The 12,701-nt window shown below is 60.1% G+C and carries 15 protein-coding genes; 8 read left to right on the top strand and 7 right to left on the bottom strand.

Annotated features, from left to right (window positions below; all coding sequences use genetic code 11):
• The first annotated feature begins 177 nt into the window (after positions 1–177).
• A complete protein-coding gene (gene rhtA / locus K9857_RS26405) occupies positions 178–1,065 on the top strand; it encodes a threonine/homoserine exporter RhtA (protein WP_224540879.1) in 888 nt (295 codons plus the stop codon).
• A 167-nt stretch (positions 1,066–1,232) separates the two neighbouring features.
• Positions 1,233–1,514, top strand: coding sequence for a hypothetical protein (locus K9857_RS26400; protein ID WP_224540877.1), 282 nt, complete (start codon positions 1,233–1,235; stop codon positions 1,512–1,514).
• A gap of 10 nt (positions 1,515–1,524) precedes the next feature.
• Here K9857_RS26400 and K9857_RS26395 read toward each other — a convergent pair whose 3' ends face one another.
• On the bottom strand, positions 1,525–2,085 hold the full coding sequence (locus tag K9857_RS26395; protein ID WP_224540875.1) for a TetR/AcrR family transcriptional regulator: 561 nt from the start codon (positions 2,083–2,085) through the stop codon (positions 1,525–1,527).
• A gap of 92 nt (positions 2,086–2,177) precedes the next feature.
• Between K9857_RS26395 and K9857_RS26390 the strand changes: the two genes are divergently transcribed.
• Positions 2,178–2,906 carry an SDR family oxidoreductase gene (locus K9857_RS26390; protein WP_224540873.1) on the top strand — a complete coding sequence of 243 codons (729 nt, stop codon included), beginning with the start codon at positions 2,178–2,180 and terminating at the stop codon, positions 2,904–2,906.
• A gap of 50 nt (positions 2,907–2,956) precedes the next feature.
• On the top strand, positions 2,957–3,547 hold the full coding sequence (locus K9857_RS26385; RefSeq protein WP_224540871.1) for a 2-hydroxychromene-2-carboxylate isomerase: 591 nt from the start codon (positions 2,957–2,959) through the stop codon (positions 3,545–3,547).
• Here K9857_RS26385 and K9857_RS26380 read toward each other — a convergent pair.
• Positions 3,544–4,542, bottom strand: coding sequence for a zinc-dependent alcohol dehydrogenase family protein (locus K9857_RS26380; RefSeq protein WP_224540869.1), 999 nt, complete (start codon positions 4,540–4,542; stop codon positions 3,544–3,546). The two genes, K9857_RS26385 and K9857_RS26380, sit on opposite strands and share 4 nt — an antisense overlap.
• 104 nt (positions 4,543–4,646) lie before the next feature.
• Here K9857_RS26380 and K9857_RS26375 point away from each other — a divergent pair, with 104 nt between their 5' ends.
• Positions 4,647–5,555, top strand: coding sequence for a LysR family transcriptional regulator (locus tag K9857_RS26375; RefSeq protein WP_224540867.1), 909 nt, complete (start codon positions 4,647–4,649; stop codon positions 5,553–5,555).
• Here K9857_RS26375 and K9857_RS26370 read toward each other — a convergent pair.
• The 4 genes from K9857_RS26370 to K9857_RS26355 form a co-directional block, all read right to left on the bottom strand.
• A complete protein-coding gene (locus K9857_RS26370) occupies positions 5,548–7,356 on the bottom strand; it encodes an aminopeptidase P family protein (RefSeq protein ID WP_224540866.1) in 1,809 nt (602 codons plus the stop codon). The two genes, K9857_RS26375 and K9857_RS26370, sit on opposite strands and share 8 nt — an antisense overlap.
• A 62-nt stretch (positions 7,357–7,418) precedes the next feature.
• A complete protein-coding gene (locus K9857_RS26365; protein WP_224540864.1) occupies positions 7,419–8,576 on the bottom strand; it encodes an aminotransferase class V-fold PLP-dependent enzyme in 1,158 nt (385 codons plus the stop codon).
• A 204-nt stretch (positions 8,577–8,780) separates the two neighbouring features.
• Positions 8,781–9,395, bottom strand: coding sequence for a LysE family translocator (locus K9857_RS26360; protein ID WP_224540862.1), 615 nt, complete (start codon positions 9,393–9,395; stop codon positions 8,781–8,783).
• Between the two features lie 101 nt (positions 9,396–9,496).
• A complete protein-coding gene (locus K9857_RS26355) occupies positions 9,497–9,766 on the bottom strand; it encodes a hypothetical protein (protein WP_224540860.1) in 270 nt (89 codons plus the stop codon).
• Positions 9,767–10,004: 238 nt separating this feature from the next.
• Between K9857_RS26355 and K9857_RS26350 the strand changes: the two genes are divergently transcribed.
• Positions 10,005–11,108 carry a sigma-54 interaction domain-containing protein gene (locus K9857_RS26350; protein ID WP_224540858.1) on the top strand — a complete coding sequence of 368 codons (1,104 nt, stop codon included), beginning with the start codon at positions 10,005–10,007 and terminating at the stop codon, positions 11,106–11,108.
• Here the strand turns inward: K9857_RS26350 and K9857_RS26345 are convergent.
• A complete protein-coding gene (locus K9857_RS26345; protein ID WP_224540856.1) occupies positions 11,105–11,470 on the bottom strand; it encodes an antibiotic biosynthesis monooxygenase in 366 nt (121 codons plus the stop codon). The genes K9857_RS26350 and K9857_RS26345 overlap by 4 nt on opposite strands.
• Before the next feature lie 95 nt (positions 11,471–11,565).
• On the opposite strand from K9857_RS26345, the gene soxR reads away from it, so the two are divergent.
• Complete coding sequence (gene soxR / locus K9857_RS26340) at positions 11,566–12,021, top strand: redox-sensitive transcriptional activator SoxR (RefSeq protein WP_224540854.1); 456 nt, start codon at positions 11,566–11,568, stop codon at positions 12,019–12,021.
• Between the two features lie 173 nt (positions 12,022–12,194).
• Complete coding sequence (locus K9857_RS26335) at positions 12,195–12,653, top strand: VOC family protein (protein WP_224540851.1); 459 nt, start codon at positions 12,195–12,197, stop codon at positions 12,651–12,653.
• Positions 12,654–12,701: the final 48 nt, after the last annotated feature.

Here is a 12,701-nt window from a genome sequence, read left to right as displayed (position 1 = left end):
GCCGGAAGTGGGGCGAATTATAGAGATCTGAAATCTGCCGTCAAGCACTGATTTGAACTTTCTATCAACAAATACAAATTAGCGGCCATATATAGACGCGCCCGCAGTGATTGCGCAGTATATTGCACACAATCAAGACTAATATACCAAGCTCTCTACTTCGGACGATGCCTCTCAATGAATGATCAGCCTCGCAGCCTTGCCTCGACCCTGTTTTCGGTAGGCCTGCTATTAATAGCCATGGCGTCGATCCAGTCCGGTGCCTCCCTGGCCAAAAGCATGTTCCCGGTAATCGGCGCCCAGGGCACCACCACCCTGCGTCTGATCTTTGCCAGCGTGATCATGCTGCTGATACTGCGACCGTGGCGAGCCAAGCTAACCGCCAAATCACTGCGCACGGTCATCGTCTACGGCATGGCACTGGGGGGAATGAACTTCCTCTTCTATATGTCCCTGCAAACAATCCCCTTGGGTATCGCGGTAGCCTTGGAGTTCACCGGTCCTCTGGCCGTCGCCATCTACGCATCCCGCAGGGCAATCGACTTTCTATGGATTGCCCTGGCGGCTGTCGGCCTGCTGTTGCTGATCCCGACAGGCGCGACAACGGCAGCCATCGATCCACTGGGCGCGGGATACGCACTGGGCGCAGGTGTTTGCTGGGCGTTGTACATTCTTTTCGGTCAGAAAGCCGGCGCCGATCATGGCGTTCAGACCGCCGCGCTGGGCGTGATGATTGCCGCGCTTTTCGTCGCTCCGATCGGCATTGTCCACGCCGGCAGCGCACTGCTGACGCCATCCCTGCTCCCGATCGCCCTCGGCGTCGCCATCCTGTCCACGGCACTGCCTTACACCCTGGAGATGGTCGCCCTCACTCGCATGCCGGCCAGAACCTTCGGCACCCTGATGAGCATCGAGCCGGCCTTTGGCGCGCTGTCAGGTTTGTTGTTCCTTCATGAATACCTCTCGCTGTCACAGTGGATGGCTATCCTGTGCATCATCCTGGCTTCTGTCGGCGCAACCATGACCATGGGCAGTGCCGCAAAGCCCGCCGTTGCGGCGGATTAACGCAAGATGTGAAGAGGTGCTGGTATTTACCGTTCAATTAGGCCATGTTTAGGCCCGCAACCCAGTGTCAGACATGGACTTTTCAGGATAGGGATATCAGAACGCTTCATACGAAAAGCGATTACTGCGAGACCGGGCGTCAGATCCGGAATGCACCAAGGAAAGCAATGAAACGAATTTTGATACTGATCGCCGTACTTGCAGTCGCGGGCTGTGCGGCGACCACGAAGACCCAGATCAAACACGGCAAGAAAGGGCTACACATCAACTGCTCGGGCCTCTCGTCCTCCTGGGACAAGTGCTACAGCAGTGCCGCCAATTCTTGCGCTCCCAAGGGATACAAGGTCATCGCCAAGTCAGGGGATGGGGTGGAGGAGCCGGGGGATTACCCCTTTGGGCTCAACCCCGCGGGCTACACCAGCCGCAGCATGATCGTCATCTGCAAATGATGTGAGGCCGTCAGGCGTTCGGATCAGCAATCTGGCGACCGATCTCATCGTAACTGGACTTCAGCACCCTTTGCTGAAGCTCGGGCGTGGCAAGCATCCGTGCCACCACCAACGCTCCGATGCATTGCGACAGGACGGCCCAGGCGAGACTGTCGCTCTCCAGCACCTGCGCCCAACTTTCCTGCAACTGACAAATCCAGTGCTCCGCCTGCTGACGAATCGCCTCATCGCAGCGAGCGATCTCGGCGCCCAGTGCGGGCAAGGCACAGCCGCTTTCCGGATGCTCGACATGGGACATGCTGAGATAACGTTTCAGGCAGCGTTCAAGCTTTTCGCGATCCCGATCAGCTCCCAATCGCTCCAGACTCTGCCGTAGTTCACGCTCGACGATTGAAGCGAACAGTTCATCCTTGGACGAAAAATGGCTGTAGAACGCCCCACCACTCAAGCCGATCGCCTTCATCAAGCCGTCGACACCCACCGTGGAAAAACCCGACTTCTTGGCGGACACCGCGCTGCTTTGCAGCAGCTTTTCCCGGGTTTCCAGCTTGTGATTGACCGAGTATCGCATTGCCCTTCCCTCAGAATTGGCCACCTTGACGCTGCGCGAATCGTAGCATAACGTTCGTTTAGTTAACGATCGTTTACCAAAGGGATCTGCCCATGAATAACAAGAAGGTCGTACTGGTCGTCGGCGCAGGTGATGCCACCGGCGGCGCCATTGCCAAACGCTTTGCCAAGGAAGGATTTGTCGCCTGCGTCACTCGTCGAAGCGCAGACAAGTTACAGCCGCTGGTCGAGACCATCCGCGCCAGTGGCGGCCAGGCCCATGGGTTTGCCTGCGATGCCCGCAAGGAAGAAGAGGTCGTCGCCCTGATCGAGCAGATTGAAAACGAGTTTGGGCCCATCGAAGCATTTGTCTTCAACATCGGCGCTAACGTGCCCTGCAGCATCCTCGAAGAAACCGCCCGCAAGTATTTCAAGATCTGGGAAATGGCCTGCTTCTCGGGTTTTCTCAACGCCCGCGAAGTGGCCATCCGCATGGCGCGGCGCCAACGTGGAACGATCCTGTTTACCGGTGCAACCGCCGGCATGCGGGGAGCTGCCGGTTTCGCCGCGTTCGCCGGCGCCAAACACGGCATCCGCGCCTTGGCGCAAAGCATGGCCCGCGAATTGGGCCCGATGAATATTCACGTCGCGCACGTCGTCGTCGACGGAGCCATCGATACCGACTTCATCCGGGAATCCTTTCCCGAAAAATACGCGACCAAGGATCAGGACGGCATTCTCAACCCTGAACACATTGCCGAGAATTACTGGTACCTGCACAACCAGCCCCGTGACGCCTGGACGTTCGAGCTGGATCTGCGCCCCTGGAATGAACGCTGGTAAGCCCTCCTCTACAACAATAAACAGCTAACAATAAACAGAGCGCATCGACCATGAGCAAAACAGTGGAGTTCTATTTTGACCTGGGCAGCCCCGCCACCTACCTGGCGTACACCCAGCTGCCGAAAATCTGCGAGCAAACCGACAGCCAGCTGGTCTTCATCCCGATCCTGCTCGGCGGTGTATTCAAAGCGACCGGCAACGCCTCTCCGGCGACCATCCCGGCCAAGGGTCGCTACATGCTTCAGGACCTCGATCGTTATGCCAGGCGCTATGGCGTGACGCTGAAGTACAGCCCGCACTTCCCGATCAACACCCTGATGCTGATGCGCGCCGTCACCGGTATCCAGTTGCGCCATCCCGAGCGTTTTGCCGCCTTTATCGATTGCCTGTTCAAGGCCCTGTGGGATGAAGGCCAAAGTCTCGATGACCCGGCAACCGTCGCGACCGTGCTGACCCGCAACGGTTTCGACCCCCACGAAACATTGGCCCTGACAGCCGATGAGGACATCAAGGCCGCGCTCAAGGACAACACCGAAAGAGCCGTTCAACGCGGCGTTTTCGGTGCCCCCAGCATGTTTGTCGGAGACGAAATGTTCTTCGGTCAGGACCGCCTGGAATTCGTTCGCCAGGCCCTGAGTTAAATCTCGATGACCAACCGCCCTTGTGCAGCTCCCGACTTGAGCAGCTCATGGGCGGCCTCGGCGCTTTCCAGGGTGAACCGGCGCGAGTCGACAATCGGTTTGAGCTTGCCGGCTTCGATCAGGCGCGACGCCTCACCCAGTATTTCCCCATGATGTTCACGCCCTTCACCGGTCAGGAGCGGCAGCAAGGTGAAGACTCCGGAATAGCTCGCCCCGCGAAATGACAGCGGCGCGAGGCTGTGCTGCCCCCATCCCAGGCAACTCACTACATGACCGTGATAAACCCGCGCCGCCTTGAAAGACGCATCCAGGGTTTCGCCGCCCACGGTGTCATAAACGATATCGAAGCCCTCCCCGCCCGTATGCTCAGCCACATAGTCCTCGACTGACGATTTGCCATAGTCGATAAAGGTAGCCCCCAGACTCTCGATGATCCGCTGGCTTCGAGCCGAGCCCGTGGCAAACACCTCGGCACCGAAAGCGCGAGCGATCTGCACGGCGACGTGACCTACACCACCCGCTCCGCCATGTATCAAGACCTTCTGCCCCGCCCGCACCCGCGCCCGATCGACCAGCCCTTCCCACGCGGTAATCAATACCAGGGGCAACCCCGCCGCTTCACGCATGCTCAGATTGTTCGGTTTGCGAGCCAGCAACCGCGCGTCGACGACCGCGTACTCCGCCAGCGAACCCTGGGCCCCGCCAATCCCCGTGGCCATCGCGTAGACTTCATCGCCAGGCGTCCAGCCACCGACGCCAGCGCCCACAGCTTCCACGGTCCCCGCCAGATCCATACCCAACACCGCAGGCAGAGGCTGACGCGCATGACCGGCCTGACCCGCACGGATCTTCCCGTCCAGCGGGTTCACCCCACTGGCCGCAATCCTTACCAGCACCTGCCCTGCCCCGAGCACCGGACGATCGATGGAAGCCAGACGGAAAGGCGCATTGGCCGAATCAACCATCAGCGCACGCATTTGCAGTGAGTCAGTCATTTCGATATTTCCTGTCAGAAGAAGAGTCAGGACTGATCTTCCGCCAACCGACTCATGCCGATAAGACGCCATATCGCTATAGTGAACATGCCCATCCGGCATGAATGAGAGACGCTGTGGATAAACTCAACGCAATGGCCGTTTTCGTGCGCGTGGTCGAACGCGGCAGCTTTTCCGCCGTCGCACGTGAATTGCAGACCAGCCAGCCGACCATCAGCAAAGTGCTGCGTGCGCTGGAAACGCAACTCGGCGGAAAGCTGATTGCCCGCAGCACCCGCAAGCTGTCCCTCACCGATGAAGGCCAACGCTATTACAGCGAATGCCGGCAGATCCTTGCCGCGGTGGACGCCGCCGAGCACAGTTTCCAGTCCGGCCGGGAGTCCATCGCCGGACCGCTGCGAGTCGGCTCATCCGTCAGCTTCGGGCGCTTGCAGATTGCCCCGCGCCTGGCGCAATTCCTCAAGCAAAACCCAAACGTCCAGATCGACCTGCAGCTGAGCGATCAGAATCAGGATCTGGTCAGCGAAGGCCTGGACGTCACCTTCCGTATCGGCGCACTGAACGACAGCGACCTGATTGCCCGTCATGTCGGCACTACCCACCGGGTTACCGTCGCGGCACCGCAATACCTGAAACAACACGGCCAGCCGCAAACCCCTGAAGAACTCAGCCAGCACAACTGCCTGCTGTTCAACCTGCTCAGCACCCAGAATCTATGGACGTACAAAGGCCACGAAGTCCGGATCAAGGGCAACGCGCAAAGCAACAACTCCGAAGCGATTCGCGAGATGGTATTGGGAGGTTTGGGAATATCGCTGTCGCCGGTGTGGCTGTTCAGCGAAGACCTGAAGGCGGGAAGAGTGATTGCGATCCTGCAGGACTACGTTGCGCAATCCCTGCCAATCTATGCCGTGTCCCCGGCGAATCGTCGCCAATCCGCCAGGGTCAGGGCCTTTGTCGATTACATGAGCCAGGCGCTGGAGTCAGCGCCTGAACTGCAAGCGATCAAATAGCGGCCGTGCGAGTGTTCAACCACTCCAGCGCCGCACCGTCGAGCAACGGGCTCAAGCGCGCGCGCACTTCGGCGTGGTACGCGTTGAACCACTGTTTTTCCTCTTCGCTGAGCAGCGACGGGATCAGGCAACGGGTGTCGATCGGGCACAGGGTCAGGGTTTCGAATTCCAGGAACTCGCCGAACTCGCTGCTGCCGGCCTCGCGGTTCATCGCCAGGTTCTCGATACGCACGCCCCAACGGCCCGGACGGTAGGTACCCGGTTCGATGGAGGTGATCATGCCCGGCTGCATCGCGGTTTGCGGTGCAGGCGCGGCCTGATAGGCGATCACTTGCGGACCCTCGTGAACATTCAGGAAGTAGCCCACGCCGTGACCAGTGCCGTGACCGTAATCGACGTTCTCGGCCCAGATCGGCGCACGGGCGATGGCGTCGAGCAGCGGCGACAGAATGCCCTTGGGGAACCGCGCACGGGACAGGGCAATCACGCCCTTGAGCACACGGGTGCAATCGCGCTTCTGCTCTTCGGTCGGCGTACCCACCGCCACCATCCGCGTGATGTCGGTGGTGCCGCCCAGGTACTGGCCGCCGGAGTCGATCAGCAACAGGCCGTCACCCTCGATCACCGCGTGTTCTTCTTCGGTGGCGTGGTAGTGCGGCATGGCGCCGTTGGCGTTGTACGCGGCGATGGTGTTGAAACTCAGCGACACGTAATCCGGGCGACGCTCGCGTGCGGCGGTGAGTTTTTCGTCGATGGTCAGCTCGGTGATGCGCTCATTGCCCATCGCCGAGTCAAGCCAGGTGAAGAATTCGCAGAGTGCCGCGCCGTCCTGCTCCATGGCCTGACGAATATGCTCGGCATCGGCCAGGCTCTTCTGCGACTTGGCCAGGGTCGTCGGGTTCAGGCCTTCGACCAGCTTCACGCCGCTGTCGAGGTTACCCAGCAGGCCAGCTGTCACACGGGCCGGATCGACCAGCAGGCTTGCCCCACTAGGCACTGCAGCCAGTGCCGCGGCCACTTCGCTGTAATCACGCAGTGTCACGCCATCCTTTTCCAGAGCCGCACGCAGCTCGGCATCGACCTTGCTCAGCGCCACGAACAGGGTGGCCTGCTGCTGGCTGATCAAGGCGAAGGACACGAACACTGGGTTGAACGACACGTCGCCACCGCGCAGGTTGAACAGCCAGGCGATATCGTCGAGGGTGGCAATGAAGTGCCAGTCGGCACCCTTTGCCTGCAGGGTTTCGCGCAGCTTGGCGAGTTTTTCGCCACGGCTGACGGTGGCCTGCGGTGCCTTGTGCTGATAGAGCGGCGCGTTCGGCAGCGTCGGGCGATCGCTCCAGACTTCGTTCAGCAGGTCGATGTCGGTACGCAGACGCGCGCCGCGCTCCTCCAGCTTGCTGCCCAGGGTGCGTGCCGAAGCCACGGCCATCACCGCGCCATCGACCGCGACCACGCCGCCTTCCGGGGTCTGCTCGGCCAGCCAGTCCAGCGGGCTCGGTTGACCCGGTTGCAGCTTGACCAGCTCGATGCCGCTGCCCTTGAGTTCCTTGGTCGCCTGCTCCCAGTAACGGCTGTCGGCCCAGACGCCGGCGAAATCCGGGGTCACGATCAGGGTGCCGACCGAGCCATGGAAGCCCGACAACCACTGGCGCCCTTGCCAGTAGCCCGGCAGGTATTCGGACAGGTGCGGGTCGGCCGACGGCACCAGAAGCGCGTGAATGCCCTCCCGGCTCATCAGCTCACGGGTTTGCGCCAGGCGCTGGGGCACCGATCCATTGATCGAAGACTGCGTACTCATCGTAACTCCTGCTAACCACTCATCATTGTTGTTTAAAGCCGATCAACGTCGACCTTTATCGCCTACTGCCAGAATGCCGGAGCACTGGCGCAGGCCGCTTTAATCAGTTGTGCCGCCTGGTCGATGTCCTGCTCGGTGGTGAACCGTCCCAGGCTCAGGCGGATGGTGCGACCGGCCGAACGGGCGTCATGCCCCAAAGCCAGCAACACGTGGGAAGGCGTATTGCTCGCCGAATTGCAGGCCGAAGTCGCGGAGAACGCGATCGAAGCCAGCAAAGCTGTCGAATTGAACTCACCTTCGCTGAACGTCAGGCTCAGGGTGTGGGGGATGCGTTTCTCGGGGCTGCCATTCAAACGCACGCCCGGCATGCCGAGCAATTGATCGAGCAGACGCTCGCGCAGCACGACGATCCGCGTCTTTTCTTCAGCGAATGCCGCCGATGCCAGGGCGAACGCCTCGCCCATGGCCACGATCTGATGGGTCGCCAGGGTGCCGGAACGCAAACCGCCTTCGTGACCACCGCCGTGAATCTGCGCCAGCACGCGCTGCTGCGCCCGCGGGCCGACATACAGCGCGCCGATACCCTTGGGGCCGTAGAGTTTGTGGGCGGAAAAAGACATCAGGTCCACCGGCCATTCTGCGAGGTCGATCGCCACCTTGCCGGCACCCTGGGCCGCGTCGACATGGAACAGCGCCTGCCGCTCACGCACCACCTGGCCGATCGCAGGAATGTCGTTGACCGTGCCCAGTTCGTTGTTGACCAGCATCAGCGACACCAGGAAGGTGTCCTCACGCATCGCTTCGCTGACTGCTTGCGGGGTGATCAGGCCATCGGCGTCCGGAACCAGATAGGTCACCGCAACACCGGCTTCCTGCAATTGCCGGGCGGTATCGAGGACGGCCTTGTGTTCGATCCGGCTGGTGATGATGTGGCCGCCGGCTGCGCCGCGGGCCTGGGCGACACCCTTGAGGGCGAGGTTGTTGGATTCGGTGGCGCCGCTGGTCCAGACGATCTGCTCGGGCGTGGCACCCACCAGTTCAGCGACTTGCCGCCGCGCCAGCTCGACCGACTGCCGGGCCTGCTGGCCGAATGCGTGGGAGCTGGAGGCCGGATTGCCGAAATTGCCGTTGAAGCCCAGACACTCGACCATGACCTTGATGACTCGCTCATCCACCGGCGTGGTGGCGGCGTAGTCGAAATACAACGGACGTTTATTCATATATGACTCGCAGAGCGTGTTCCGGGGTCAGGAGGCTCGTGACTGCAAACGCCAAAACGCAGCCTTGTGAGCTGCGTTGCGGATTCAGAACGCTACCAATACCTGATCGGATGCCGTTAAAGAAGTCCAGCTTCATTAAAAGTGCGTAGGTACGCTCCTGAAAAGCCAGCTTACAGGCATCGGGCAACCGGAAGAAGCGGCGAGTCAGCTAAAGCTTTCGTGCAGGATCGGATACAGCGAAGCCACCAGCAATGCCGCCATGCCCCAGTTGAACACCCGCAACCAGCGGCGATCCTTCAATACATTGCGCAACAGCGTGCCGCAGGCAGCCCAGAGCCCGACGCTCGGCAGGTTGATCAGGGCGAAGACCGCGGCAATCACGATGACGTTGGTGAAGTAGCCCTGCATCGGTGTGTAGGTGCTGATGGCGCCAATGGCCATGATCCAGGCCTTGGGGTTGACCCATTGGAATGCCGCGGCGCCCAGGTAACTGATGGGTTTGCCTTCACTCTTCTGAGAGTCGGACACCGGTCCGGAATGAGCGATCTTCCACGCCAGGTACAGCAGATACGCCGCGCCGACGTAACGCAGAACGGTGTAGAGCACCGGATAAGTCTGGAACACCGCGCCCAGGCCGAAACCTACCGCCACGACCAACGCGAAGAAGCCGCAGGAAATGCCGAGCATATGAGGGATGGTGCGGTTAAAGCCGAAGTTCACGCCGGATGCCAGCAACATGGTGTTGTTCGGACCGGGTGTGATCGAGGTGACAAGGGCAAACAGGGCGAAGCCCAGCAGCAGATCGAGTGAGAGCGTCATGGGTGGCAGTCCGTGAGGGTCGGTCAGGTATTGACCCTATCGCAGACCCTTGGGGAAACCCATGGACAGTTGAGCGAAAGTTCGATCGGTACAGTTTTTGTTCAGCTTGCGCGGCCGTGCAGCTGTACAGCACGCTCGGCATTCATCTCGCCCTGCTGGTCGAAGCCGAAGGTTTTCTGTGGCTGACCGAGCAACTCGGCTTTTTTCGCGTGGTATTCATCGAAGGACAAACCCTGGCGATTCAAGGCTTCCATCGCCAGTTCGCGGGTTTCCTCAGCGGTGTAGGGCCGCAGTTCCGGGGAGACATGGGTGGCACATCCGGCGAGAACGGAAAGGCTTAACAGCAGGAAAGTGGTGATCAGGGTTTTCATGTCTTGGCGTCCTGGCAATCTGGGTTCTGGGCAATGAACACAGGCTACCCGCGCCTCCGGATGAGCAGAAATCATCACTCTCGATAGTCGCTATCAAGTTTTTCTAATGCCCGATTGGCATATCTCCTTAAGATCTATAAATATTTTTTAATATTATTTTACGGAATAACGCAAAGACTTTATAAATCCGATCATGACCCACTGGATTCATAGCCTGCCTGACAAGGAGCATGCCTCCATGCAACTGCTGACCCTACCGCCCTCGCCCGCACTGGCCACTTCGATCCGCGCCACCGCGCAGGTGTTCGAGGACCCGAAATCCCAGGCCCTGCTGGCACACCTGCAGCAAATCGCGCCCAGTGAAGCCAGCGTGCTGATCATTGGCGAAACCGGCACCGGCAAGGAGCTGGTCGCCAGACATATCCACAACCTGAGCGCCCGGCGCAATCGCCCGTTCGTGGCGGTGAATTGCGGCGCGTTTTCCGAATCCCTGGTGGAGGCCGAATTGTTCGGCCATGAAAAAGGCGCGTTCACCGGCGCCCTGAGCGCCAAGGCCGGCTGGTTCGAAGAGGCGGACGGCGGCACCCTGTTCCTCGATGAAATCGGCGACTTGCCGATGGCCATCCAGGTCAAGTTGCTGCGGGTGTTGCAGGAACGGGAAGTGGTGCGTCTGGGTTCGCGCAAGAGCATTCCCATCAATGTGCGGGTGCTGGCGGCGACCAATGTGCAGCTGGAAAAAGCCATCAACGCCGGACATTTCCGCGAAGACCTGTACTACCGGCTCGACGTGGTCAGCCTGGATCTCAGCCCGTTGCGCGATCGCCCGGGGGACATCCTGCCGCTGACTCGCCATTTCATCGATGTCTACACCCAGCGCCTCGGATACGGTGCGATCACCCTGAGCAAGGAAGCCGAGCTGAAGCTGCGTAGCTACAGCTGGCCGGGCAACATCCGCGAACTGGAAAACGTCATACATCACACCCTGCTGATTTGCCGTAACGGGGTGATCGAGCGTGATGATTTGCGGTTGTCGAACCTGCGTATCGAGCGCCAGGATGACACCCACGTGCAGCTCGACGACAGCGCCGAAGCACTACTCGACCGGGCCTTCCAGAAACTCTTCGAAGAACAGGCCGGCGCCCTGTACGAGAAAGTCGAGGACGCCCTGCTGCGGGCGGCCTACCGCTTCAGCCACTACAACCAAGTGCACACCGCCGCACTGTTGGGATTGAGCCGCAACGTGACCCGCACCCGACTGATCAAGATCGGCGAACTGGCGGTGAACAAGCGCCGTCCGCTGGAAAACGTCCAGGGCGAGCGTTTGATGCAGCTGTCGATCTAGATCACCAGATTGCAGTGCAACGCACGGTCCTGGCTGAGTTCCAGGCTGTGCAGCACCTGGAATGAACCGAAGGTGACGGTCTTCGCCTGATGGGCGCGAATCAGTTGCCAGAAATCCTGCTCGCCGCTTTCAATGCCCTGGAACGCGGCCTCCCCGGCCTCGCGGGTTTGCCATTGCAGATAATTGAGCACCCGCCGGCCATCGTCGCTGGCCTGGATGCTGGCACTCAGAAAGCCACTGCAGTGCTGGGCCAGGCGCTCGGTCTGCTGCGACAGCGCCGTCACCAGCGCCAATTGCTGATGGGGTTCGATTTCGAATTCGATCAACTGGGTGAAACTGCGATTTTTCTCCGGCGCTTGCATGAACACTCCCCCGCTTGCTGTAGGACGGATCTTGCGATCCGAAGGCGTGCAGGTTAAAACCTCTAGTTAACTAGAGGTCAAGGAGCTTTTTTCAAATGATCAGCCCGGAGCAAGTGCACAAGGAACTCACCGTCGGCCAACTGGCGGCGCGCAGCGGTGTGGCGGTCACGGCGCTGCATTTCTATGAATCCAAAGGTTTGATCAAAAGCAGCCGCAATCAGGGCAACCAGAGGCGATATCCACGAGGGGTGCTGCGGCGGGTGGCGCTGATCAAGGTCGCCCAGCGCCTGGGGGTGCCCCTGGCGGAGATTGGCGAGGCGCTCAAGAACTTGCCCGACAACCGCGCGCCGACGGCGACGGACTGGAAGCTGTTGTCGGAGCAGTGGAGTCGGGATCTGGATGAGCGCATCCGGCAATTGACTCTGCTGCGCGACAGGCTCAATGGCTGCATTGGCTGCGGTTGTCTGTCGATGGAGGCGTGCCCGTTGCGCAATTCCGGGGATGTATTGGGAGAGCAAGGGCCTGGGGCGCAGTTGCTGGAATCGAAATAATCACCTGCTTCTTTGACGATGTGGCTGGCGCAGGCTGCGATTTTTTTGTGAACTCGACGCCTGCAGAGGATCAAAATCAAAAGATCGCAGCCAACTGTGCACGGTATAGCCAGCTCCTATATTTAACCGTTCGGCTGGACCCGATCGTTTATTCACAAGAAAGGAGAACCGTCATGAGTGTCAAACCGATTCCAGAGGGTTATCACAGCATCACCCCATACCTGGGCATCGCAAAAGCCGCCGAGGCCATCGAGTTCTACAAGAAAGCCTTCGGTGCCGTCGAAGTCATGCGCCTGTCCATGCCCGACGGCGGTATCGGCCATGCCGAGCTGCGTATCGGAGACTGCCCGATCATGCTCGGCACGCCGTGCGATCAGGGGCCGTTGAGCAATCCCGACCAATCGCCGTCGGTGGGCCTGCATCTGTATGTGAACGATGTGGACAAGTCCTATCAACAGGCGATTGCCGCTGGCGGCGTCGTGGTGTCGGAGGTCAAGGATCAGTTCTATGGCGACCGTTCGGGGACCTTGAAGGATCCCTATGGTCATTTGTGGTTTCTGGCGAGCCGCAAGGAAGATCTGACCCAGGAGCAGATCGAGCAGCGGGCCAGGGAGATGTTTCAGCAGGGTTGATCTCTGCTGCCTGGACCGGCCTCTTCGCGAGCAAGCCCGCTCCCACAG

The organism is Pseudomonas sp. REP124 (assembly GCF_020164475.1).
In the GTDB taxonomy this organism is placed as follows: Bacteria; Pseudomonadota; Gammaproteobacteria; order Pseudomonadales; family Pseudomonadaceae; genus Aquipseudomonas.
This window is presented reverse-complemented; position numbering and strand designations above follow the sequence as displayed.

What these genes read in the sequence shown, in the direction of transcription:
- rhtA (WP_224540879.1), top strand. Translation starts at nt 178, where the DNA reads ATGAATGATCAGCCTCGCAGCCTTGCCTCGACCCTGTTTTCGGTAGGC.
- K9857_RS26400 (WP_224540877.1), top strand. Translation starts at nt 1,233, where the DNA reads ATGAAACGAATTTTGATACTGATCGCCGTACTTGCAGTCGCGGGCTGT.
- K9857_RS26395 (WP_224540875.1), bottom strand. Translation starts at nt 2,085, where the DNA reads ATGCGATACTCGGTCAATCACAAGCTGGAAACCCGGGAAAAGCTGCTG.
- K9857_RS26390 (WP_224540873.1), top strand. Translation starts at nt 2,178, where the DNA reads ATGAATAACAAGAAGGTCGTACTGGTCGTCGGCGCAGGTGATGCCACC.
- K9857_RS26385 (WP_224540871.1), top strand. Translation starts at nt 2,957, where the DNA reads ATGAGCAAAACAGTGGAGTTCTATTTTGACCTGGGCAGCCCCGCCACC.
- K9857_RS26380 (WP_224540869.1), bottom strand. Translation starts at nt 4,542, where the DNA reads ATGACTGACTCACTGCAAATGCGTGCGCTGATGGTTGATTCGGCCAAT.
- K9857_RS26375 (WP_224540867.1), top strand. Translation starts at nt 4,647, where the DNA reads ATGAGAGACGCTGTGGATAAACTCAACGCAATGGCCGTTTTCGTGCGC.
- K9857_RS26370 (WP_224540866.1), bottom strand. Translation starts at nt 7,356, where the DNA reads ATGAGTACGCAGTCTTCGATCAATGGATCGGTGCCCCAGCGCCTGGCG.
- K9857_RS26365 (WP_224540864.1), bottom strand. Translation starts at nt 8,576, where the DNA reads ATGAATAAACGTCCGTTGTATTTCGACTACGCCGCCACCACGCCGGTG.
- K9857_RS26360 (WP_224540862.1), bottom strand. Translation starts at nt 9,395, where the DNA reads ATGACGCTCTCACTCGATCTGCTGCTGGGCTTCGCCCTGTTTGCCCTT.
- K9857_RS26355 (WP_224540860.1), bottom strand. Translation starts at nt 9,766, where the DNA reads ATGAAAACCCTGATCACCACTTTCCTGCTGTTAAGCCTTTCCGTTCTC.
- K9857_RS26350 (WP_224540858.1), top strand. Translation starts at nt 10,005, where the DNA reads ATGCAACTGCTGACCCTACCGCCCTCGCCCGCACTGGCCACTTCGATC.
- K9857_RS26345 (WP_224540856.1), bottom strand. Translation starts at nt 11,470, where the DNA reads ATGCAAGCGCCGGAGAAAAATCGCAGTTTCACCCAGTTGATCGAATTC.
- soxR (WP_224540854.1), top strand. Translation starts at nt 11,566, where the DNA reads ATGATCAGCCCGGAGCAAGTGCACAAGGAACTCACCGTCGGCCAACTG.
- K9857_RS26335 (WP_224540851.1), top strand. Translation starts at nt 12,195, where the DNA reads ATGAGTGTCAAACCGATTCCAGAGGGTTATCACAGCATCACCCCATAC.